Consider the following 22,225-nt stretch of genomic DNA (forward strand, 5'->3'; position numbering starts at 1 on the left):
AACATTTATGTTTTAAAGTGCACCAATAGATATATACGAGAGCAACCTAATGCCTCCAACAAGTTGAGTCTGTATTCTGGACTCAACCACATCATAAATTCACACACCAATAGAGGGTGAGCATAAGTACCGCCGTTTTTCCCTGCTTTCGATACAATGCCAACCGCACCAGTCTGTTTAATCCACTGCTTAGGGGTCATTGTGAAAGTTCCTGTTTTGAGTCTAGCGACCAAAGCATCATAGCCTTCGGTGCTGTATTCATCATTGTGACGCTGCTCCCATAGGTTAAGAAATTCCATTGTACTGCTACTACGCATCCAGCTTTGAATCACATAGCTTGGTGCAGTATTGTTAAATTTCTTTGCGATATCTGTAAGCGAGATGTACTCTATATCAGCTTCCTGTGTTTCGGGGAGACACGTTAGACCATAGTCTATTTCTACTGAATCTGATTGCATGCTTTGGAATTTCAACTTTCCAAGTTCAATCTCCAAATTTTCAATATCATATTTCTCGTCAACAAATTTTGCCGCTTTTTTAAATTCAACTTTACTCAGCTTTCCATCACAAAGTAGACCACGAAAAAAATTCATACTCATTTCGTAACGCATTCTTTGTTGAAGAAGTTCTTTTGCACCCATCTATATACCCCAGCTTTGTGCATAATAATTTATATTATATCATCAAAACCTAAGAATGGATAGCTTATAATTGTTGATATATCCCAAAATGGCGAGTAATATCAATTTCTTCGTTGCTTGTAATCGAAATTTGAGAAATTGCTTTTTGCACAGCCTGCTCATCGAACTCAGATAAATCCAGCTCCTTGCAAATCAACATCTTAAGAGTTATATCGGCAATCGTCGGAGAATATTTACAAACTGACTGCTTACCATTTTCTACACGGTCAGCGCAGCGCCAGACTACCTCGCCGCTTGGTCTTGTAATACGGCGATAATTACTGCCGCATTCAGCACAAACTAAAAGACCACTCAGTACGTTCTGTGAACTGTACCGGGTGGTCTTTCTCTGTGTGGAGCCATCGCTATTCATTTGTGTATTGGTTCGAGAGCCCTTTTCAAACTGAGCGGCTACGAACAGTTCCATTGAGACAGCATATGGCACATACTTGCCGTTGCTCAGTATTTTATCAATAACGGAGCGTGACCACTTCGCATTACCGGAGGGGGCAACAACCTGATCCGCTTCCAGCTCGGCGGCGATACCGCCCAAACTAGCACCATCAACATAGCGCCGGTAGATTCGCTGTACCACTTCAATTTCCGAGGCTACCATTTGCACATTGCCATCAGCCATCTTTTTAAAGCCATAAGGTATTGCCATACGTTGTTCCGTCCTTTCTTAAACTTATTTATAGCTAGATTTATATTGATCGCCACACACAAAACTTGTGCATAAATGGGTTTGAACTTGACCGCAAGTTGAATTTTACGGTAAAGAACCGCTTTTGGGCATAGAAAAAGACAGACCCATCTGTTAAAAAACAGGTCTGTCTTTCTGTGTCATTAGGTCAAAATAGATGCAGGGTTTTGGGTTGAAATTAATCGGTGTATTGATTTATCTTTCCAATAAACTCACCATGCTCATTTAGGTGAAATAAACCTGAAACATGAGGCCTACTAAATTGCTGCTTAGAGCTACGCTCTTCCACAATAATACGCTTTTCACTTAACAATGTCCAAAAGATTGTATAGTCATGCTCTTCGAGGTATTTGAAGAAAGCGGTTCTATCAATGAACAGGCCGATATCTTCTCTTAGAAGTTCGCGACTATCGAAACAAACAATATTGCCATCCCTATCATATAAGACGGTATCCTCCTTGCCATATCTCATTTGCAACCCATTGAATAATTCTCCGCTTGGTTTATACCAAGAATAATTATTTTCTTCTCCAAATAAATCTCCTTCACGTTCGGTAAGATATTTGAAAGCTGGCAATAAGACCTTACCTAGTGAATTGTACTCATCTCCATACCGATCAATTGAAACCCATTCCTCACCACAGTAGTAAGGATTTTGAAAAAAATGATATCCCTCTGACCAATAATATTCTTTGTTGTAGAGGATGTAATTCTCGTCTGCCTCAGACGTCCATCTCCCCATAAAATCCTTATTCAATAATGCTTGAACAATTTCATCCTTGCGATCCTTTTTAACAATATAGCTGTTTACTTGCATCCACATATCTTTGATTGGATTTTGATATTGTTTATCACCAAGTGCTTTTTCTCCTGACCATGTGTACCAACCGCTCAACAAAACAAACACTTTTTCAGCATGATGCAGATACAGTATACTTTCTATGGGTGGCAGATCATCAAAGTTTTCCAACCACTCACAATGATCTTTTGCAGGTAAGGTGTAAAGCTTTTCATGTATTGGCTTTTTATGCGTGGCATCTTGAACAATTGAAAGCAAGGATATTGTAGGGTCTATATTTCTAATATTAGGCTCAAACGATCCTGTGCAAAAAGTGTGATTTTTTGTTCCTCGGTCATCAATATTGATTTGCATTAAATACTTATCGCTGACCTGTGCAGCTAGCTCATATAGTGCAATCCATTGATATTTTTTTCCGATTCTCTCGTGTTTTTTTGTTCTTGATCTTCCGGTTTCTCGGTGTATATCATAACAGCCATGCTTTTCGACATCATATCCCATGTCAAAAATTTTTTTAATTGCTATGTTCTTAAGATCATTACTGTCTAACCCTTTCCAATCGTGAAAATACCGTTGAAATACATATCGACCAAAATCCCCATATCCACCCGGTGATCCGTCACGAGAGTATTCTACTTGCATTGAACTTAAAATTGCGTTTTGACCCCAAAAATAATCTTTAAATTCTTTATCTTTATAGTCGTATTCAAACTTTTTAATGTCTTCGTCTGTAGGAGTATCAGGGAAAGTCGTGTTGTATGGTGGCTGTATTTTGGATAAATCAAAATCGAAATTGGAAAGGCGGTATTGGGCAAAATCCATTATGCTTTTTGCATAGTCACGCAGCAAAATATTAGGATATGTTATTTCTTGTTGAAATATATTTTCATAAACAAATCCTGCTAGGTTTCTTATGCTGTTTTCGTTTGTTTCCGATACCACGCACCCAAACGCTACAGCATATAGACGTTCCGCAACATATGGATCGTCTATAGTGGAGAAGCGTTCCATCAACTGTATAAGCACCTCAATGTGTCCCGTAAGCAAAGAAACTAAAGCTTTTGTAGATTTATCCCTCAAGTAGCGATTTGATGAAATTAGGAACATACAAAGCATTTGCGCTGCAAGGCGAATGCTTTCTTCTGGAAAATTCCCTTCATTAGAAGCCAACGCCCAATCTATCAACTTGTTAATTGAAGATCCCTGAGTGTCAAAAATTTTATCAAATATGGGAATGAAATACGCATCTCTATCTGGCATAGGAAACCTAAACATATATTCTACAGTTTTATCTGCATTAAGTCGGAATTCTTCTTTTGTTGATAGTAGAATCAGTGTTGAAAAAAAGTGAATTAATGAATGGCCTTTTTGCAAAATGTTTTGATTAATGTACTCTAATGAGTTTTGTGTTATCGTTTGCGAGGTTCTCCACTTCAGACTTTCTATGAACGCATATCGTGTATTCACATTTGATTTCTCAAAAATATCAAAAATTTCATACTCAGTCTTTTGGGCAAGTACAATAGCAAGGCACTCAAGAATATCTTTATTCCATAGAAGAGATTCATTTGCTATTCTAAAAGCCTCAATTCCCAAATCTTGCATTTCCGGTACAAGCATTTCAGCAAACAAATAATCTTCGAGCTTTTCATATGTCACATATAAATATTCAGAGTTGTCAAACCTAATATTCTGCGTCAAAACGCCCTCAGCTAGCAACTGCTCTAAAAGATCGGTTTTGCACTGATATTTACTTTGTATTTCAAGAATCATTTCTAAAGTTCTATCTTGTGGAATATAATTATTGCCCAAGTTGTTTTTAAATTTAAATCGCACCATTTCATCAATCACTTTTCTGACAACATTGTAGCGCTGGTTGTACCCACATGCGGCAGCTACTCTGCGATTAACAGTTGTAATATAGCTGTTATAAACCTCAGAAATTTGTAATTGATTTATATTAACTGTGCGATCACGTTGCCCTTCACAGAACAGCCTTAAGAAAAGTGGATTGCTAAATTCATGGTTGGCAAAAGGCACACTTGAATACACTACTTTATAGAAATCGAAATATTTTTTAATCGCTTTATACTCAACAGTGCTAAATCCAACATGAGTTAACTGTACTAATTCCTCCATTAAGTTACTGTTGTCCGAAAAAAGAGAGGCGGTATACTCAGACCTAATTGTCATCACGAGCCCAACCCAAGAAAATCTTTTTAATTTTTCTACTATACCAGAAAGATGGTTTCTCCAAATCACTTTACCATTTCCCTCGTTTAAGGCATCTATAAAAATAATAATTCTAGAACTTTCCTTTTCGGCCATACTATTCAAGTGCTCTAGAAAACAATCCATATCACAGTTTATTGATAAAAGATCCAGCATTTCTTGAAGAGGATGTTTATGGCCAGAAAAATGTTGGCCTAAGAGCAGTAATGATTTGTTATTGTTTGCCGTTCTGCTTTGAATAGCATCTGCCAGCAAATGTGATTTTCCAATACCACCCTTGCCATCAATCAGAATATACGGCTTATTAACAGCTTTTATTTCGGCAGAATCTAAATAAGAAATATATTCTTCAAGCAAACCATAACTATCTTGGATTAGATAAATACTGTGTTGAAGGTTTTGATTTTTTGTTTTTCTATCTGCCGAGTCAAGTAGCGCATACAGTTTGGAAAGTTCTTTGCTTAAGGACTCTAATATTATGTTTAATACTTGTAATAATTGATCTATTTCTAGGTGTCTTGGCTTGTTAGACAAAAAGTCATTGATGAGCAGTGATATGCAATCTATGTTACTACTTACTTCCTGTATTCTTAATGCGCGAAGTTTTACTAGTAAATTATCACTAATGCTTTTGAATCGGTTTAAGAAATCTTCATTTATAGCTAGACCGTCAAAAACCTTGCTTATTTCAAGAGGCACATTTAACTCAGGCATATAACGATTACCCAGATTCTGGATTTGTTCACGATTCTGGTTTATAAACCACACATCGGAAATTTTCAATTTCTTTTGCTGGTGAATCAGTCGGTGGATGCTTAAAAGCTCATCTTTTATTTTGAATAGTTCCGATTGAAGAATTATATCTGTTTCGGCATTGCTTTGCATCATTTTGCTAATAGCATAAATTTCAAAATTTTGTTGCATAAGCACATATAAAATAGCTCTATCGTGTGGTTGAATTCTACTTTGAATAAATACCTTGCATTTATTCAAAATACTTTGAAAAAATTCATTAATAATACGTTTGTCCAAAACGGAAATTTTATAGGTCTCCACCTCTAACGCTTTATATAATTGCTGTTTTTGAGTAGAGAGATAAACTGCTTCTGACTGATTCTGATTATGAATACTAACTACATATTCAAAAACATTGAGAATAACACAGTGATTAACTATATAACTGTAAAATATTCCTTGAGTTACAATTGTCCCATCATGAGTTTTTTCAAATTCAATAGCCCATTGAATTAAATCGTCCTTGAAAGCCTGTATAGCCTTTTTATCCTTCCAAACAGCTATTCCATCATACAGAAAACTTGAAAAAACATTTGTTATTATACCTACCAATGTCTCCATATGCACACTCCCTACTGTGTAATCATTATACACATTATAACATTAAACTTCTGGAATGGACAGCTTATAGATGCAATGCTAAACCACGAGAGTACGCAATATCAATTTGTCTGTTACTTTTAACTAAGATATGCGACAGCTTTCTCCGCACAGTTTCTTCATCAAATACTGTCAATGCTAATTTCTCACTAATTAAAGCTTTAATATTTATATCGGTAATAGTCGGCGAATGTTTACACACTGATCGCTTACCATTTTCCACCCGGTCGGAGCAGCGCCAGACCACTTCGCTGCTTGGCTTTGTGATTCGGCGGTAGTTGCTGCCGCATTCTGCGCAAACTAAAAGACCACTCAGTACATTCTGTGAACTGTACCGGGTGGTCTTTCTCTGCATGGAACCATCATTATTTGTCTGTATATTGGAACGGGATTCTTTCTCAAACTGAACTGCCACAAATAATTCCATTGGAATGGCATACGGTACATACTTGCCGTTGCTTAGAATTTTATCAATGACGGAGCGTGACCACTTATCTTTGCTAGAGGGAGCAACAACTTTATCCGCTTCCAACTGGGCAGCGATGCCACCCAAGCTGGCACCATCAACATAACGTTGATAAATTCTCTGCACTACTCCAATCTCTGGAGCTACCATTCGAACATTTCCACTAGCCATCTTTTCAAAGCCATAAGGTATTGCCATACAGTCTCTCATCCTTTCCTTAAACTCATTTATAGTTAGGTTTATAAAAACCGCCGAACACAAAACCTGTGCATATATGGGTTTGCTTTCAGCGGCGAACTAAACTCCACCGTAAAAAGTCACTTTTTGGCATAGAAAAAGACAGACCCATCTGCGAAAAAACAGGTCTGTCTTTATGGTGGAGACGGCGGGAGTTGAACCCGCGTCCGAAAGCACATCCACAGGAACTTCTCCGGGCGCAGTTTGTCGTTTAGGATTCCCCCCGCGGCGCGCCGGCAAACAGGCTCGCCGCCTCGGTAGAGTCATCTTACATGACGGACGCAACTCTTAATCCGTACACGTTCACCACTAATCGACGCCAGACACCCGGGCCGTGGTCCCCCCGGGGCTGACGGGCTAAGCCTTAATTAGGCAGCCAGTAACTTAGAATCGTTGTTGTTTAATTTATAAACAAGTTGGAGCTTTTTTCGCAGCGCCCCACTGCGGCCCGCTATTCCAGCTTCAGCACCCCCGTCGAACCCGTTACGTCCCCGGGTCGGGTGCATTCTCAGAATGCTTTTTCTCAACGATTCCAAATTTTCATCGCGCGGTCGATCTCGCGTTTGGCGTCCCGCGCAGCGATGGAGTCGCGTTTGTCGTGCTGCTTTTTGCCGCGGCAAAGGCCGAGCTCAAGCTTCACGCGCGAGTTTTTGAAATACACCGCGAGCGGAATGAGTGAATAACCGTCCTGCTTGGTGCGGCCGAAAAGAACCGCGATCTCTTTTTTGTGCATCAGCAGCCTGCGCACGCGCAGAGGATCCTTGTTGAAAATATTGCCCTTTTCATACGGCGAAATATGCATAGCGCGTACAAACAACTCGCCGTCTTTAAAGGAGCAATAGGAATCCTTTAAATTGACCTGCCCCTGCCGGATGGATTTGACCTCGGTCCCAAACAGCTCGATGCCCGCTTCGTATTTTTCCTCGACAAAGTAGTCGTGCCAGGCTTTTTTATTGGCGGTGACTTGCTTTGTGCCCTGCTTTCCAGCCATGGCGTCCTCCTTTTTCGTGGTACAGTTTATCATAGCACGGCGGGGGCAGAAAGTAAAGTGTCAGGCGTGTTACACCGTTCGCGCAAAACCGACTCCGCCCCGCCGTTTCCGGCGGAGCGCGCGGTCATTCCACCGTGTTCGTGATCTCCCCGATCCCCTCGACCGCACAGGTGACCACGTCGCCCGGCTTGAGGAAATTCGGCGGCGTAAAACCCATGCCGACGCCCGACGGCGTACCGGTTGCAATGACCGTGCCCGCGCGCAGCGTCATGCCGCGCGATAGTTCTGCAATGATCTCGGCCACGCCGTGAATCAAGTGGTCGGTGCGCGAATCCTGCCGCGTTTCGCCGTTGACCATGGATGAAACACGCAGTACCGGCGGAAACGCGACCTCGTCAGCCGTCAGGAAGCAGGGCCCCATCGGCGTAAAGCCGTCAAGCGATTTTCCAAAATACCACTGATTATGCTCGGTTTGCAGATTACGGGCCGATACGTCGTTTATCACCGTATAGCCGAAAATATACTCATAAACCTTGTCCTCGGGAACGTTTTTTGCATCCTTTCCCAAGACGACGCCCAGCTCGACCTCATAATCCAGCCCGTCCACCAGCCCCGTATAACTGGGAATCGCGTCACCGTCGCCCGTCGCTTCAAACACGCGCTTGCCAAAGTAGGTCGCTTTTTTGCGGTCGACCAGAAACGCGTCCTGATGGAACCGCGCCGATTCGACCGCGTGATCGGCATAATTAATGCCAAGGCACATCAGATCCTGCAGCGGGCGCGGGATCGGCGCGCGCAGGCGCACGGAATCCAGCGCCAACGGCCCTTCGGACGCGTTACCGCGGTCGCGCAAGCGGTCAAGCGCCGCTTTGTCCGCGTGGCAGATCAGATCGTTCATATCGGCGAACGGCAAGCCGAACGCTTCGACAGGCCAGAGAAAACCCGGCGCGTCCAAATAGCCCACACCAAGCCTGTCCACGCCGCCCGGCGCTTGATAGGTATAAAGCTTCATGATTGCGTTTCCTCCCTTTTGTCTTATAGCAGTATCATACCACAAAAAGGCCCCGCAGTGCAATCGCACGCGGGGCGCCATCCTTTCAGTCCAGACTGCGAAGCTGGCGCAGCAGGCTGTCGACCCGGTTTTGCGAAACAAACCTGCCTCCCAGCTGCAGCACGCGCCAAAGCGGCATATTCCATATCTGCCGCCGCACGCCCGTGTCGCGCAGCATGGGAAACTCGCGGAACAGAAGTGCCCGCGCGCGCGGGTTTTGCAGGATCTCGCCGACCGTGATCCGGTTGTTTCTTAAATCCATGGGGATCACCTCCAATTCAGTCTATGCGGTTGCTCGCGCCAGCGCGATATGCTACAATATGGGAAGAGGTGATGAGCCATGAGCGCAAATTGTGATACCTGCGCCTATAACGTATATGACGATGAGGCGGATATGTATTTCTGCGAGGCCTATCTAGATGAAGACGAACTCTGCCGCCTGCAGACGAACCCGGGCAGACCCTGCCCGTATTACCGCTCGGACGACGATTATGCGCTCGTCCGAAAACAGAACTAAATTGGGATTTGCAGAGGTGAAAGAATGACCGAAAAGGAAAAAGCATCCAAAGGCCTGCTGTATGATGCAAACTACGATCCCGCCATTTTGGCAGACCGTGCCCGTGCGCAGGATATTTGCATCGAATACAACCAGACACGCACCGCGTTTCCCGAAAAGCGGCTGGCGCTGCTCAAAGGGCTGCTCGCCGCGTGTGATGACGATATTATTATCGAGCCGCCGCTTTCTATCGACTATGGGTATAACACCCGCGTCGGCAAGAGCTTTTACGCTAACTATGGCCTGACCATTCTGGACGGCGCGCCCGTCACCTTTGGCGACCATGTGTTCGTTTCGCCGCACTGCGGCTTCTATACCGCCGGCCACCCGCTCGATGTCGCCCAGCGCAACGCTGGGCTGGAATACGCCAAGCCTATCCGCGTGGGCAACAACGTCTGGATCGGCGCGCATGTATGCGTGCTGCCCGGCGTAACTATTGGAGACAATGCAGTGATCGCCGCAGGCAGCATTGTCACCCGCGACGTGCCGGCGGGCGTGCTTGCCGCGGGCAACCCTTGCCGTGTGGTGCGCGAGATCGAGGAAAAGCCCCGCCGCGTGATCCTTTAACCGCCCGATATCATAAAAATGCGCGCTGTGTCAAGCACAGCGCGCATTTTTTAATCTCTTTTGCTTCTGCCGTAGCCCATGTCCTGCAGCAGGTTGCTGAGCAGATGCAGACGCTCGGCGAGCATTTCGTCATCCCGTCCCAAAACATCAGAAAACAGCTTGATGTCCTCGTCGATCATCGGGTTGTCCGTGCAGACCTCGACCGTCATTGCATCGCCTTGAAGTCCGATGCGGTCGACCTGCGGGTTTGATTCGTCATACAACTTGGGAAAGCGGTACGCATCCATGAAATACTGCCGCGCGCGGCAGATCAGGATCGCCAGGTCGAGCGCGCGGTGCAGCGGCAGTTCTTCAGACTGTCGCGACCACTTTTCCCCGGTATACCGCCAGACCTTCGCGGATATATCCACCCGGCCGCGGTCGTTCCACTGCGCAAGGCCGAGCGACAGCCCTTTCGCGTCGCTTTCATAGGCCAGCCGACCGTCGACGTTTTCATAGTTCTCGACAGTGATGACAGGCTTATGCTTGAGCGTCGTCGGAATTTTCATTGTCCATTCTCCTTTCATTAAATTAGTAATTTAGTAATTAACTAGTGCTATCATACTGCTTTTTTCCTAGGCTGTCAACCCCCAAACGGACAAGGACCCGGAAACGCAAAACGTTTCCGGGTCCTTTTCTTTCCTTACAGCAGTGCGAGGATGTTGTCCTTTGGCATCGCGCCGACCGCCTTATTGGCGATCTCTCCGTTTTTGATGACAACCAGTGTCGGGATGCTCATGACGCCGAACTGCTGCGCCAATTCCATCTGATCATCGATGTTGACCTTGCCGACCTTGATATCGCCGCGCTCGCCCGCGATCTCGTCCACGATCGGCGAAACCATGCGGCACGGACCGCACCAAGTCGCCCAAAAATCGAGCAGCACCGGCTTGTCCGACTGCAAAACCTCGCTTTGGAAATTATCCTTGGTAATCGTTAAAACTGCCATTTGTGTCCTCTCCTTTTTTGTCTAGTGTGTCCGGCTGGCGGCGCGTTACACGCCGAGCTCGTAATAAAATCCATATTGCTGCATCACGCCCGCAAAGCCCCGGTAGCGTTTCATCGGAAACCCCTTGGGATAATGCTTGTCCAGCATGGCGCGGATATGGGTATCGACCGGGAATGCGTCGATGTGGTGCAGTGCGTACAAGCAGATGCATTCCGCCACCTTAACGCCCACGCCGGTCAGCCGCATCAGCTCCTGCCGCGCTTCTTCATACGGCAGAGCGGCAATCCGCTGTAAATCAACTTCGCCGGAAACGACCTGCCGCGCGCTTTGCGTTAAATATTTCGCGCGGTAGCCCAGCCGGCAGCACGCCAGATCGCTGGGTTCACAAAGGGCGAGCGCCTCGGGTTTTGGAAAGCAAAAATACCGTTCTCCGTGTTTATTATAGCACGGTTCGCCCAAAAGCAAACACAAATTTTCGACGCATTTTTTGATGCGCGCGATATGGTTCTGCTGTGAAATGATGAAGCAGACGATCGTCTCCCAAAGTTCCTGCCGCAGAATGCGGATTCCACCGCCGGCTGCGATAGCCGCTTGTAAGTACTTGTCCTGTTTGGACACGGCGCGTTTAAACGCGCCGTAGTCGGTATCCAGATCGAAATAGGGACGCCAGACGCTGGAAAACTCCTCTTCCCCACAGTCGAACCAGACGGTATCGCCGTCCTGCCCCAGCGTCAGCTGTCGCCCCCGGGCGGTCAGCGTATATGCGCCGTCCTCCGCCGGGTCAAAACGAAAGCATTGACCCGACCGTGCGATCTGTCCAAGGTTGAAGTCCGGAATGCGCCGCGTAATCATGGGTTCATCGCCTCATGTTCAGCCGCGAGCTCCTCATAGAGCTGATGCAGCAGCCAACCGAGGTTCGTTTCCGTTACCACTGCTTTATAGGGTACGCGCACTGCTTGCTGTTTGATTTCACGCAGCAGAATCTCCAGCCGTTTGTCTGTGAATCCGTCAAGCACGAGCAGGGGTTCGGCAAGCGCGGGCGCTTCAGCTTCAGCACGCGTGCCAAACCCCTTGCGGCCAAGCAGACAGCCAACCGTCTGGCCGACCGCATCCGCCGGGACGTTTTTAATACGCACGCCCATACGCACCAGAATCGATTTCAGTTTTGCGGCGCGTTCGCCGCCCACGGGGTCGTAATACAGCACTGTTTCGCGGGATACCGCCATATTGGATTCCTCCTTGCCTCTGGTATTACAAATACAGTATACCATATCTGTCAACTATCAAAACCGCCGGATGTGAAACGCCCGCGCGGAATTTCCGCGCGGGCGTTTCTGATGCTGTTAATGCGGTCGGTTTGACAAAACAAGAGCCGGTTTTCAGTCCCCCAGCCGCACAACCGTCAGCGCAAGATCATCGAATCTGAAGCCGTCGTTTTCAGAAACCACAATCAGACTGGTTGGCACGGTGTCGACCCGGAACGGGATGCTGAATGCCAGCGTACCCGTTTCATCCGAGGCCGTATACGTGCGCTGGGCGATGGCGCCTGTGACCGGTGTTCCGTTGCTGTACAGCCGAATCTGCGCGGTGGCCGGGATCGGCGTACCAGGCGCGGCGGTGACGGTACTGTACAGTGTGGCCTGGTAAATACCGGGCTGGTTGATCTCAATGTCCGTGCTGCCCGGCTGATGCGTGATCGCACTGCCTGATACCAACGGTACTTCGCTAAATATCAAAGCGGTGCCTGCCGCCGGCTGCTGGCCGGAAGAATCGGTCGTCGCGAGCACTTCAAGCGTGCCGCCTCCGCCCGGCTGGCCCTGTGGAATGCGGAACTCCAGCACATGATCAGGGCCGCCTGTGGTGTCGATGACCTCCGCTGGTTCATCCGGGCCGACAGTTGTGGTCGAACCGATCGTGATGCGGTCGGCCTCGCCAGTCGCACCTGTTTCGCCTGTTGCACCCGTTTCGCCGGTTGCACCGGTGGCGCCCGTTTCACCCGTTGCACCGGTCGGACCAACAGCACCCATCAGGCCAGTGGGGCCGGTCGGGCCGGTTGCGCCGGTAGGACCTGTTGGACCCGTAGGGCCGGTTGCCCCTGTCACACCGGTTGCGCCAGTTGCGCCAAGCGGGCCAGGCTGACCCTGGGGGCCTTCCGGTCCCTGCGGACCCTGTTCACCTTGCGGTCCACGCTCTCCTTGGGCGCCGGTAGCGCCTGCCGGAATGAAAAAGTCCAGCACATGGTCAGGCGATCCACTGACATCCACGACTGCCGCGGCCGAACCTGGATCACCGGTCGTCGTTGTGCGGATCGTCAATGTTTCTGCCCGACCCGTTGCGCCGGTCGTACCTCTGGGGCCGGTCGGTCCGGTTGCACCGGTCGCTCCGGTTGCACCAGTTGTGCCGGTCGTTCCTCTGGGACCAGTGGGGCCGGTGGCTCCGGTGGGACCCGTGGAGCCTGTCGCCCCAGTTGTACCTTTAGGGCCAGTCGGTCCGGTTGGACCGGTTGGGCCGGTCGGACCAGTCGGTCCGGTCGCTCCGGTCATGCTTGCGGAACCGGGCGCGCCAGTCGCGCCGGTCGCACCGGTCGCTCCGCTAGAACCTGTGGCACCCGTCGCACCGGTTGCGCCTGTTGCGCCGGGCACGCCCTGAATACCTTGCGGTCCGGTCGGTCCGGTCGGCCCCATTGGTCCGGGATCTCCCTGTCGGCCCTGCGGCCCTGGCATTCCCGGAGGACCCGCATAACCGCGCGGACCCATTGGGCCAGCCTCGCCGCGGTATCCGCGGGGACCCTCCGGCCCTGTCGGCCCTGTCGGCCCGCAGCACTTGGGCGGCCGCGCGCCGCACTCGCCGCACGGATCCTCAAACCATCCGTCGGTCGGGCAGCCGCGTCCGCCAAAGCCATAACGATCATTCATGCAAATATCATCCTTTCCCACCGCACAGTGTTTAGGCCGTACGGCTATCTCATTCTATTCAGACCCGTACTTTGCGGTCCGCAAAGTACGCCCGGTTGTACGCAACGGCGGCAGAATCCGGGCGGAATCCCGCCGCGCGTTCATTCATCGCCTCTGCCGTTTCATAATCACCCAGCCTGTCATAGCACACGCAAAGCTGGATGCAAGGCAGATAGCCATAGCAGTCTTCAAGAATAAAACCGCCCGTCCGGGTATTGCGCGGCGAACGCAGCGCGGTTTCATACCAGAACGCCGCCTGCCGGTACTGTTCCTGTCCCATCAGCAGCGCGCCAAGCGCGCAGCAGGTCTCAGCGCGCGGTATGTCAATAGCGAAGCTGCTCAGCAGCGCCTGCAATGCGTTTTCCGTTTTACCCAGCGCCAGCCGGCACTCTGCCAACTGCCGGCAGGCCTCAATGCGGTTTTCCAGCCAGCCATCTGGCCGCGCCAGAAACGCGGAGAACACCTGTTCGGCGTCTGCATAACGCTTGTGGGTCAGAAGTTCGCGCGCATAATAAAACAGGCCGCGCGCGTCCAGCGACTTTCCGTCCCGCAGCTGTTTTTCATACAGCCGCAGATTGCGGTTCGGGTCGCCCGCCCCCTGTTTCCGGTGCTGCACGGCAGCTTCGCCGTATTCAATGTGTCCGCAGGGCGCGATACACTCGTGCACCGCGCCCTGCCACTGAAAGCCGCGGCCATTTTTGAGCAAGCGTTCACGGAAGTAGGTGAAAGTCGGCTTTCCCGCTTCATCAAACACGGTCTGATACGGCAGCATCACCACGTCGACCGATGGGTCGAGCGTTTTTTTCATGCTGCGGAATTTCTCGTGATCCCCGGGGGCTATCACATCGTCCGCGTCCAGCCACATACAATAGTCCATCGACGCTTTGGAAAAAGAAAAATTGCGCGCAGCGGAAAAATCATCGCACCATGGGAAATCATATACCTGTCCATACGCTGCGGCGATCTCCCGCGTCCGGTCGCTTGATCCGGTGTCGGCAACGATCACCTCATCCACCAAATCTTTTACGCTGTCCAAACAGCGCGCCAGCACAGATTCTTCATTTTTGACGATCATACACAGGCTGATCGTGACCATTTGCACACGCCCCTTTCTGTGCATCCTATGCGGCGGTGCGTATGCTTGACAATATACTTTAAAGGTGTATAATATAAGTTAGTTTAAGCTAACCACCGAATGGAGGTGTTTTTATGAATCGTGCAATCTACTGGGCGGCAGCCGGAACGGGTTTTACCTTCTTGATGACGGCACTGGGCGCGGCGCTCGTTTTATTTGTGCGCCGCGGCGCGGGAAAAACCATGCAGCGGCTATGTCTGGGTTTTGCGGCGGGGGTGATGATCGCAGCGTCCGTCTGGAGTCTGCTGATCCCTGCCATCGAGGAAGCCGAAGCCGCTGGGATGATCGGCTGGGTTCCGGCAGCCGGCGGGTTCCTGCTTGGCGTCGGCTTGCTTTTTGCACTTGACGCATTGCTGCCCCACCTGCATCCGGACGCCGGGGCCACGGAAGGTCTGCCCTCCTCGTTTCGGCGCACGACGCTGCTTGTGCTCGCCGTCACGCTCCATAATATCCCTGAGGGCATGGCGGTCGGCCTGTCGTTTGCGCTCGCCGCGCAACACGGCGGAGACCCCGCGCTGTATGCGGGCGCCATGGCGCTCGCGGTCGGCATCGGCATCCAAAACTTTCCCGAGGGTGCGGCGGTCGCGCTGCCGCTCCGGCAGGAGGGGCTCAGCCGTACACGGTCATTTATATACGGCAGCCTGTCAGGCATTGTCGAACCGTTTTTTGGTATTCTGGTCGTGCTGCTCGCCAAGGATATCGCGCCGCTTATGCCCTGGCTATTGTCGGCCGCGGCGGGCGCGATGATCTATGTTGTCGTCGAAGAACTGATCCCCGAGGCGCACCTCGGAGAACATTCCAACCTCGGCACGCTCGGGGTGATCGCCGGGTTTGTCGTGATGATGATACTCGATGTGGCGCTAGGCTGAGGACAAACGCGAAAAGACGCTCTCCAAATTGGAGAGCGTCTTTTTTATTCCGGCAGATGCGAGGCAAAGAGCGCAGCGACCTCGTCATATTCGCCCAGCCCCTTGTTCAGGAGCTGCACATCGTAGCCCTCGCTTTCCAGCACCGATTTCCAGCTATCCTCGCCCGCGCCCGCAAGGTCGTTTCGTGCATGGTCGCCCGCGACGACCATCAGCGGCGAAAGCCAGACCCGCTCGATCTGCCGCGCGTGCAGACGGCGGAGGACGTAATCAAAATTGGGGAACCCCTCCACGGTGGATACATACACCCGCTCGGCGCCGGAAAAGCGGAAAGTATTTTCCACCAGCGCATAGGCCGCGTCTGCCGGATGGTCGGTGCCGTGCCCCATCCAGACAAACGCCTCGTTTTTCTCCAGCTTGGGCATGTGCGCAAGCAGTCCGCGCGTCAGACGCAGATAATCGGTGTTCTGCCAGAGCAGCGGCTTCCCGATTTCCAAACGTGCAAAGCGCGCACGGTAGGGCTCCAACGCCCGGCACAGCTTTTCGTACTCATGCCCCGGAATGACGTGCAGGCTCTGGCAAATCAGCTCCTCATAGCCCTCGTCAGCCAGCTTCTGTGCCAGCCTGCCCGGCTCCATGATTTCCTCCCCCTGCTCAAGCGCGATTTTTTTACGGATGATCCCGGAGGTAAACGCGCGGTAAAAGTCATAACCTGATCGTGCGGCGGCCAGTGTTTTTTCGATATGTTCGATCGCCCCGCGCGCTTCGGGCACGCTCGTGCCAAAGCTGACGACCATCAGCGCTTTCTTTCCCATGTTTTCAGAACCCCTCCCGTTCAACCAGTTGATACAGCAGTGCGTTGACGATAGCCGCCGCCACATTGGAGCCGCCTTTTCGCCCACGCGCAATGATATATGGGGTCTCCCCGCGCAAAAACAGCTCCTTTGCCTCGACCACGTTGACAAAGCCGACCGGCACGCCGATCACTAACGCGGGTGAAGCCTTGCCTGCTTCAATCAGCTCATGCAGGCGCAGAAGCGCGGTGGGCGCGTTGCCGCATGCAAAGATCAGCGGGCCGGGAAGCCTTGCCGCCCGTTCCGCCGACACAGCCGCCCGCGTCACGCCGCGTGCCTTGGCCTCGTCCGCAACGTCTGGCTCGGCCATAAAACACCGCGCCGTGCAGCCAAGCTGGGACAGCGCGCGCTTGTTGACGCCCGCCAGTGCCATGTTGGTGTCAGTCACGATGACCGCGCCCGCACGAAGCGCCTCATGCGCCTGCGTGACGGCGCTTTCCGAAAACAGCAGGTTGTCGGCATAATCGAAATCCGCCGTCGTATGGATGACGCGCCGGACGATCGCATCCTGTCCCGCCGGGAACACCCGTCCCTCAAGCTCCTGCGCAATGATGGCAAACGAGCGTTTTTCGATCTCCTGCGGTTTCATTTCCTGCATATGCCGTCCTCCAATATCCGGTAGATCTGCTTCATGTCGAGCGACGCGCGAACGTGCCCCGCCAGCGCGTCGTACTGCTGCTGGCGGTAGGCCGCCGCGTCAAACGCGCGCACCGTGCCGGGGTCAAGCCCGCGGCGCGCAAACAGTGCGCCCACAACGGCCTGCGCTGTCTCCGCGCGGTCGAAAATCCCGTGAACATAGGTGCCGTAGCAATTTTCATGCTGGCAGCCGTCCTCCACCGTCATGCCATTTCTCGAAAGGCGTGCCAACGGCGCGCCGCCCGTCCGCACCGTGCGGCCCATATGGATCTCATAGCCCGAAAAAGGCCTGCCCGACAACGCGGCAAGCAGTCCGCCGGCCGTTTCAAACACGCCCTCCACCTGCGCGGTGCGCTTTTCTGCGGAAAACACCGTTTCGACCGGTAAAAGCCCCATTCCTGCTATTTCCCCGCCATTTTCTGCCCGTTCCCGATCGGAAACCGTTTGGCCCATCATCTGATAGCCGCCGCAGACGCCAAATATCGGAACGCCTGAAGCCGCGAGCCGTTGGATCCGGGCTTCCAACCCGCTTTGACGCAGCCAGAGCAGATCGGCTATGGTGTTTTTGCTTCCGGGCAGTACGATCAAATCGGGCGAAGCCAATTCGTCCGGCCGCGTCACATAACGGACACACACGCCCTCGATCCGGTCCAGCGCGTCCAGATCGGTAAAATTCGATAGGCGCGGCAGGCGCGGCACTGCGACCGTGATTAGCGCAGGCTCCCCGTCGCGCGAAAGGCGTTCGGATAGGCTATCCTCATCGTCAATATCGAACGGGCGGTACGGCACCACCCCGAGGACGGGCTTGCGGGTCAACTTTTCCAGCATGGCAAGCCCGGGCTTCAGGATATCCAGGTCTCCCCGAAATTTATTGATGACCAGCCCGGCAATCCGTGCCTGCTCCGCCTCTTCCAGCAGCGCGACCGTGCCGTACAGCGAGGCAAACACGCCGCCGCGGTTGATATCGCCGACCAGCAGCACCGGGGCGTTTGCCATTTCTGCCATGCCCATGTTAACAAAATCGTCTTTCTTGAGATTAATCTCCGCCGGGCTGCCCGCCCCCTCAATCACAATAATATCGTAATCTGCCGCGAGGCTGTCGTAAGCCGCCTGCACGGCTGGACGCAACGCGGCCTTTTCCGCATAGTATTCCCGCGCGGAGCGGTTGCCAACCGCCTTGCCGTTTAAGATCACCTGCGAGCCGCTGTCGCTCGTCGGCTTGAGCAGAATCGGATTCATACGCGCGTCGGGCGCGATTCCCGCGGCTTCGGCCTGCACAACCTGCGCGCGGCCCATTTCCAGCCCGTCCGCCGTGATAAAGGAATTGAGCGCCATGTTCTGCGCCTTAAACGGCGCGACGCGATACCCGTCCTGCCGGAAGATGCGGCAGAGCGCGGCGGCAAGAAGGCTTTTGCCCACGTTTGATGCGGTGCCCTGCACCATGATCGCTTTTGCCATGGTTATCCCCTTTCCACATCCATTGCCGCAAGCAGCCGCTCGCTGTCCGCGCGCGTACGCACCGCAATCCGGTAATCCCCCGATTCGAGACCCCGGTAGTTCGCGCAGTTTCGGATCAGCACGCCTTTTTGCGCGAGTTTTTCATGCAGCATGGTATTCGTCGAATGAAACAAAACGAAGTTCGTTTGGCTGGATACGACAGAATAACCTCTTTTTCGCAACGAATTTACTATAAATGACCGCTCGGTTTTTATTGCAGCCGCCGTGTGCCGCGCAAACGCCCGCTCTCCGGCCGCCGCCTCCGCGCAGGCCTGCGCAATGACCGATACGTTCCACGGCTGTCCTGCTTGATAGAGCGCCCCGGTTAGTTCCCGATTCGCGGTCATGCACCAGCCGAACCGCACGCCCGGCACGGCGAACATCTTGGTATAGGCGCGCAGCACCACCAGCTGCGGGCACTCTCCAAGAAGCGGCTTTACCGTGTGCGTCTCCGCCTCGGGCAAAAAATCGAGAAAGCACTCGTCCACGACCAGCCAAATCCCCAGCCCGGCGCACTGTTTTGCAATCTCCCGCAGCAAAGCAGGTTCGATCACGCATCCGGTCGGGTTATTCGGATTGCACAAATATACCGCATCGATTTCAGGCGTGATATCCGCGAGAATGCGCTCCGTAACGGCAAAGTCCTGCTCCCGATCAAGCTGATGGAAGCGAAGCTCCGCGCCCGTTAGCGTGCGTTCATATTCCGAAAAGGTCGGCGCAGTGAGCAATGCGCAGCGAGGCCGCAGCACGCGCGCCAGCCGGTCGAGCACATCGGCCGCGCCATTGCCGCAGTACAGCCAATCCGGACTGACGTTTTCCGCCAGTCCAATCGCCCGCCGCGCCGCACGGCACAATGGATCGGGATAGTGTCCGCAGTGTTCCACGGCTTCGTGCATTGCCCGCAGCACGGACGCGGGCGCGCCAAACGGGTTTATATTGGCCGAAAGGTCGAGCGGCAGCGCGCCGCCGTGCGCTTCAGCATAGCTGTAAATATCGCCGCCGTGGGTCAGTTCCATAAAATGCTCCTTATCAGGCACGCCGCACACGCCAACACAATCAGCGCAAACACGCTTGCCGCCGTCATGAAACGTCCCGCCCGAACGATATCGGCAGGCTCGACCGGTCGGTCCGCATCGCCGATGGTCGGTTTTTCATGTAATTTCCCAAAGTAATACGCATTGCCCGCAAGCTGCACATGCAGCGCGCCCGCGCAGGCCGCTTCGCCCTGCGCCGCGTTCGGACTCGCGTGGTTTTTCCGGTCGCGCCGCCAAATGCGGAAAGCGTTTTTTCCGTCCAGCCCGGCAAACCGTGCGCTCAAAATCATGCAAAGCGCGGTGAATCGCGCGGGAAGCCAGTTGAACAAATCGTCCATTTTAGCGGCAAAGCGTCCGAAATGCAGGTATTTCTCATTTTTATATCCGATTATGGAATCCATTGTATTCACCGCCTTATACAGAAACCCTAGCGGCGCGCCGCCCAGAATCAGAAACAGCATGGGGGCGACCACGCCGTCCGACGCGTTTTCCGCGACTGTTTCGACCGCCGCGCGCGTCACGCCCGCTGCATCCAGCGCTGCCGTATCCCGGCCGACGATATAAGAAACCGCCATCCGCGCGCCGGGAAGATCGTTTTCCGCCAGACAGTCATACACCTTACGGCTTTCATCACACAGCGAACGCCGCGCGAAAATTTGACCGCACATCAGTGTTTCCAACGCAACCCCCGCCACCGGATGCAGTTGCCATGCGAGCAATAAAAGCGCTGCCGGCACGCCGCATGACAGCGCACACACCAAAATCCAGAGCATCACGCCCGCCGCATATTCCCCGCGCGGTGTTTTAGAAAACAGCCCGCGAAGCGCCCGCTCCCCGTTTGCAATCAGCTTTCCGATCGCGCAGACAGGATGCCACAAACCCGGCGGGTCGCCGAACGCCGCGTCGATCGCGAAGCCCAGACAAACCGCTAGCACGTGCATGGCAAGCTCCCCTTGAGTACCTGCGGCAGCCCCGCCCACACGCGAACCACCAGATCAGCCTCTTCCGCAAGCGCACAGCACAGCCGCCCCACAGTCTCGCGCCACGCGCGCTCCTGCGGATCGAGCGGCACGATGCCGCAGCCAACCTCATCGCAGATAACCACCTTGCCGCGAAGCGCGGGAAGCAGAGCCTGCGCATCGCCTCCCTGCGTAAGTGTCCGGCGCACCAGCGCGTGCAGTTCCTCCACGTAGTCCGTTTGACCGCCGTGCAGCCGCCGCGCCAACGCCGTTTTACCCTGGTGCGCGCCGCCAATATACAAAGCTGTCATCTTTTCACCTCACAATTAGTCCATACAGCACGCAAAGCGCCAGCATCAGCGTTTCGCCCAATGTGATCACATAGCCGGCCAGATCGCCGGTCACGCCGCCGAAATCTCGCAGACACAGCCGCCGGTGCCACCATAGCAGCCCACCGCCGAGTATTGCAGATACCATGCCAAATCGCCAATCCCACCACAAGATCAGCAGCAGACAGAGCGCGGCCTGCATCAGCAGCACCGCCGCAACGCCGCGCCGGTCGCTCGCGTCGGCGAATGTCCGAGCAAGGCCGGATTCTTTCGCACAGGGAATGGTCACGATCGCAAGCCCGCCTATCGTGCGCGCGAGCGGATAACCAAGCGCCAAGGGCAAAACCGCCCGCGGCGCTTGATAAAGCTGGCAGAATAGGCCAAAGCACAGCACCAGCAGCCCCACAAGATGCACCACGGCGAACGCGCCCACATGTGGGTCTTCCAGTATTTTCAGGCGCTTTTCCCGGTCTGCATACGAGCACCTCGCGTCGCAGGTATCGAGAAAACCGTCCAGATGGATCCCGCCGCTGACAAGGATGGGCAGCAGCACGGCAACCGCGCCATAAAGCGCGGGAACGAGCGTGAGCCGCCGCGCCAGCACGAGCCAGCCCCACGATAGCGCACCGATGGCCGCGCCGATCAGCGGCAGGAACCCGAGCGCATAGCGCATGGTGCGGTCGTCCCATTCGGTTTTGGGCGCGGGCAGCTTGGAATAGAGCGAAACCGCCACGCAAAGCCCGGACCATAAGGTTTTCAAAGCAGTTCCCCTCCTTTCGCCGGCACAAGAATGCCGCATACCGACTCCGCAGCGGCGTCCGCACGCATGGCAAGCGCCGCGTTCAGGCGCGCAAGCGTTCGGATATAGCCTACCGTCTCCGCGTCATAGGGCAAACCGTCCGAAAACACCTCGTTCGTCACGACAACCAGCGTTTCACAGCATGTTTGCAGATGCGTAATCCCTGCAAGGATGCTGTCAAACGCCCGCTCTGCCGCGGCATACGGCGCAAACAGCTCGTTTGCGAGCAGATTGCCCAAGTCCTCCAGCAAAATACCATCATAGCGCTTCGGCAAAGCAAGCCCCGCCAGACCGCGAAAACATTCTTCCGTTTCAAAGCCTTTGCCCGCGCGAAACGCCCGGTGCCGCGCGATACGCGCGGCGGCATCCGCCCCGTAAGGCTCCATCGTGGCGAGATAAAGACGCGCTTCCCGGACATGGCTGCACAAAATGCGTTCCGCATGCGCCGACTTGCCTGACGCTGCGCCGCCCGACAATACGATCAGCATAGCTTTCCT

24 protein-coding genes and 1 other RNA gene are annotated in these 22,225 nt (G+C 52.9%); 3 read left to right on the forward strand and 22 right to left on the reverse strand.

Going from position 1 to position 22,225, the window contains the following annotated elements; translation table 11 throughout:
- Positions 1–5: 5 nt before the first annotated feature.
- The 8 genes from SO058_RS08365 to SO058_RS08400 all read right to left on the reverse strand — a co-directional run bounded on the left by SO058_RS08365 (position 6) and on the right by SO058_RS08400 (position 8,816).
- Positions 6–641 carry a KilA-N domain-containing protein gene (locus SO058_RS08365; RefSeq protein WP_320842541.1) on the reverse strand — a complete coding sequence of 212 codons (636 nt, stop codon included), beginning with the start codon at positions 639–641 and terminating at the stop codon, positions 6–8.
- Positions 642–705: 64 nt separating this feature from the next.
- Positions 706–1,344: a recombinase family protein gene (locus SO058_RS08370; protein WP_320842542.1), complete on the reverse strand. Its 639-nt coding sequence runs from the start codon at positions 1,342–1,344 to the stop codon at positions 706–708.
- Between the two features lie 217 nt (positions 1,345–1,561).
- Positions 1,562–5,770, reverse strand: coding sequence for a hypothetical protein (locus SO058_RS08375; protein ID WP_320842543.1), 4,209 nt, complete (start codon positions 5,768–5,770; stop codon positions 1,562–1,564).
- A 64-nt stretch (positions 5,771–5,834) separates the two neighbouring features.
- Positions 5,835–6,473: a recombinase family protein gene (locus SO058_RS08380; protein ID WP_320842544.1), complete on the reverse strand. Its 639-nt coding sequence runs from the start codon at positions 6,471–6,473 to the stop codon at positions 5,835–5,837.
- A 176-nt stretch (positions 6,474–6,649) separates the two neighbouring features.
- Positions 6,650–7,005: a transfer-messenger RNA gene (gene ssrA, locus SO058_RS08385) on the reverse strand.
- Between the two features lie 30 nt (positions 7,006–7,035).
- Positions 7,036–7,503, reverse strand: coding sequence for an SsrA-binding protein SmpB (smpB, locus tag SO058_RS08390; RefSeq protein ID WP_320842545.1), 468 nt, complete (start codon positions 7,501–7,503; stop codon positions 7,036–7,038).
- A 124-nt stretch (positions 7,504–7,627) separates the two neighbouring features.
- Positions 7,628–8,515 (reverse strand): fumarylacetoacetate hydrolase family protein, encoded by an 888-nt coding sequence (locus tag SO058_RS08395; protein WP_320842546.1) that lies wholly within the window; start codon positions 8,513–8,515, stop codon positions 7,628–7,630.
- 85 nt (positions 8,516–8,600) lie between these two features.
- Complete coding sequence (locus tag SO058_RS08400; protein WP_320842547.1) at positions 8,601–8,816, reverse strand: hypothetical protein; 216 nt, start codon at positions 8,814–8,816, stop codon at positions 8,601–8,603.
- A gap of 78 nt (positions 8,817–8,894) precedes the next feature.
- Between SO058_RS08400 and SO058_RS08405 the strand changes: the two genes are divergently transcribed.
- Both SO058_RS08405 and SO058_RS08410 read left to right on the forward strand, forming a co-directional pair.
- On the forward strand, positions 8,895–9,071 hold the full coding sequence (locus SO058_RS08405; RefSeq protein ID WP_320842548.1) for a DUF6472 family protein: 177 nt from the start codon (positions 8,895–8,897) through the stop codon (positions 9,069–9,071).
- Between the two features lie 24 nt (positions 9,072–9,095).
- Entirely contained in the window at positions 9,096–9,677 is a 582-nt protein-coding gene (locus SO058_RS08410; RefSeq protein WP_320842549.1) for a sugar O-acetyltransferase, read from the forward strand.
- Positions 9,678–9,727: 50 nt separating this feature from the next.
- Here the strand turns inward: SO058_RS08410 and SO058_RS08415 are convergent, their stop codons facing one another.
- The 6 genes from SO058_RS08415 to SO058_RS08440 all read right to left on the reverse strand — a co-directional run bounded on the left by SO058_RS08415 (position 9,728) and on the right by SO058_RS08440 (position 14,715).
- A complete protein-coding gene (locus SO058_RS08415; protein ID WP_320842550.1) occupies positions 9,728–10,225 on the reverse strand; it encodes a DUF6530 family protein in 498 nt (165 codons plus the stop codon).
- Positions 10,226–10,359: 134 nt separating this feature from the next.
- Positions 10,360–10,665 (reverse strand): thioredoxin, encoded by a 306-nt coding sequence (trxA, locus tag SO058_RS08420; RefSeq protein ID WP_320842551.1) that lies wholly within the window; start codon positions 10,663–10,665, stop codon positions 10,360–10,362.
- 45 nt (positions 10,666–10,710) lie between these two features.
- Positions 10,711–11,517, reverse strand: coding sequence for a DNA-3-methyladenine glycosylase family protein (locus SO058_RS08425; protein WP_320842552.1), 807 nt, complete (start codon positions 11,515–11,517; stop codon positions 10,711–10,713).
- Positions 11,514–11,891, reverse strand: a complete 378-nt coding sequence (locus tag SO058_RS08430; RefSeq protein WP_320842553.1) for a DUF3783 domain-containing protein — start codon at positions 11,889–11,891, stop codon at positions 11,514–11,516. Before SO058_RS08430 ends, SO058_RS08425 begins: the two co-directional genes overlap by 4 nt.
- 153 nt (positions 11,892–12,044) lie before the next feature.
- On the reverse strand, positions 12,045–13,580 hold the full coding sequence (locus SO058_RS08435) for a collagen-like protein (protein ID WP_320842554.1): 1,536 nt from the start codon (positions 13,578–13,580) through the stop codon (positions 12,045–12,047).
- Between the two features lie 58 nt (positions 13,581–13,638).
- The gene (locus tag SO058_RS08440) at positions 13,639–14,715 is read right to left on the reverse strand and encodes a tetratricopeptide repeat-containing glycosyltransferase family 2 protein (protein ID WP_320842555.1); all 1,077 of its coding nucleotides are present in this window, start codon (positions 14,713–14,715) and stop codon (positions 13,639–13,641) included.
- Positions 14,716–14,828: 113 nt separating this feature from the next.
- On the opposite strand from SO058_RS08440, the gene SO058_RS08445 reads away from it, so the two are divergent.
- On the forward strand, positions 14,829–15,623 hold the full coding sequence (locus SO058_RS08445) for a ZIP family metal transporter (RefSeq protein ID WP_320842556.1): 795 nt from the start codon (positions 14,829–14,831) through the stop codon (positions 15,621–15,623).
- 44 nt (positions 15,624–15,667) lie between these two features.
- Here SO058_RS08445 and SO058_RS08450 read toward each other — a convergent pair whose 3' ends face one another.
- The 8 genes from SO058_RS08450 to SO058_RS08485 are packed head-to-tail and all read right to left on the reverse strand — an operon-like array spanning position 15,668 to position 22,216.
- Complete coding sequence (locus SO058_RS08450) at positions 15,668–16,435, reverse strand: sirohydrochlorin cobaltochelatase (protein ID WP_320842557.1); 768 nt, start codon at positions 16,433–16,435, stop codon at positions 15,668–15,670.
- Positions 16,436–16,439: 4 nt separating this feature from the next.
- On the reverse strand, positions 16,440–17,072 hold the full coding sequence (locus SO058_RS08455) for a precorrin-8X methylmutase (protein ID WP_320842558.1): 633 nt from the start codon (positions 17,070–17,072) through the stop codon (positions 16,440–16,442).
- Positions 17,060–18,568 (reverse strand): cobyric acid synthase, encoded by a 1,509-nt coding sequence (locus tag SO058_RS08460; protein ID WP_320842559.1) that lies wholly within the window; start codon positions 18,566–18,568, stop codon positions 17,060–17,062. Before SO058_RS08460 ends, SO058_RS08455 begins: the two co-directional genes overlap by 13 nt.
- A 2-nt stretch (positions 18,569–18,570) precedes the next feature.
- The gene (locus SO058_RS08465; protein ID WP_320842560.1) at positions 18,571–19,623 is read right to left on the reverse strand and encodes a pyridoxal phosphate-dependent aminotransferase; all 1,053 of its coding nucleotides are present in this window, start codon (positions 19,621–19,623) and stop codon (positions 18,571–18,573) included.
- A complete protein-coding gene (gene cbiB, locus SO058_RS08470; protein WP_320842561.1) occupies positions 19,614–20,582 on the reverse strand; it encodes an adenosylcobinamide-phosphate synthase CbiB in 969 nt (322 codons plus the stop codon). The genes SO058_RS08465 and cbiB overlap by 10 nt, the downstream gene beginning before the upstream one ends.
- On the reverse strand, positions 20,570–20,911 hold the full coding sequence (locus SO058_RS08475) for a bifunctional adenosylcobinamide kinase/adenosylcobinamide-phosphate guanylyltransferase (RefSeq protein ID WP_320842562.1): 342 nt from the start codon (positions 20,909–20,911) through the stop codon (positions 20,570–20,572). Before SO058_RS08475 ends, cbiB begins: the two co-directional genes overlap by 13 nt.
- Positions 20,912–20,915: 4 nt before the next feature.
- Positions 20,916–21,689 carry an adenosylcobinamide-GDP ribazoletransferase gene (locus SO058_RS08480; protein WP_320842563.1) on the reverse strand — a complete coding sequence of 258 codons (774 nt, stop codon included), beginning with the start codon at positions 21,687–21,689 and terminating at the stop codon, positions 20,916–20,918.
- A complete protein-coding gene (locus tag SO058_RS08485; protein WP_320842564.1) occupies positions 21,686–22,216 on the reverse strand; it encodes a bifunctional adenosylcobinamide kinase/adenosylcobinamide-phosphate guanylyltransferase in 531 nt (176 codons plus the stop codon). Before SO058_RS08485 ends, SO058_RS08480 begins: the two co-directional genes overlap by 4 nt.
- Positions 22,217–22,225 lie beyond the last annotated feature (9 nt).

It is taken from the genome of Agathobaculum sp. (assembly GCF_034098985.1).
In the GTDB taxonomy this organism is placed as follows: Bacteria; Bacillota; Clostridia; order Oscillospirales; family Butyricicoccaceae; genus Agathobaculum.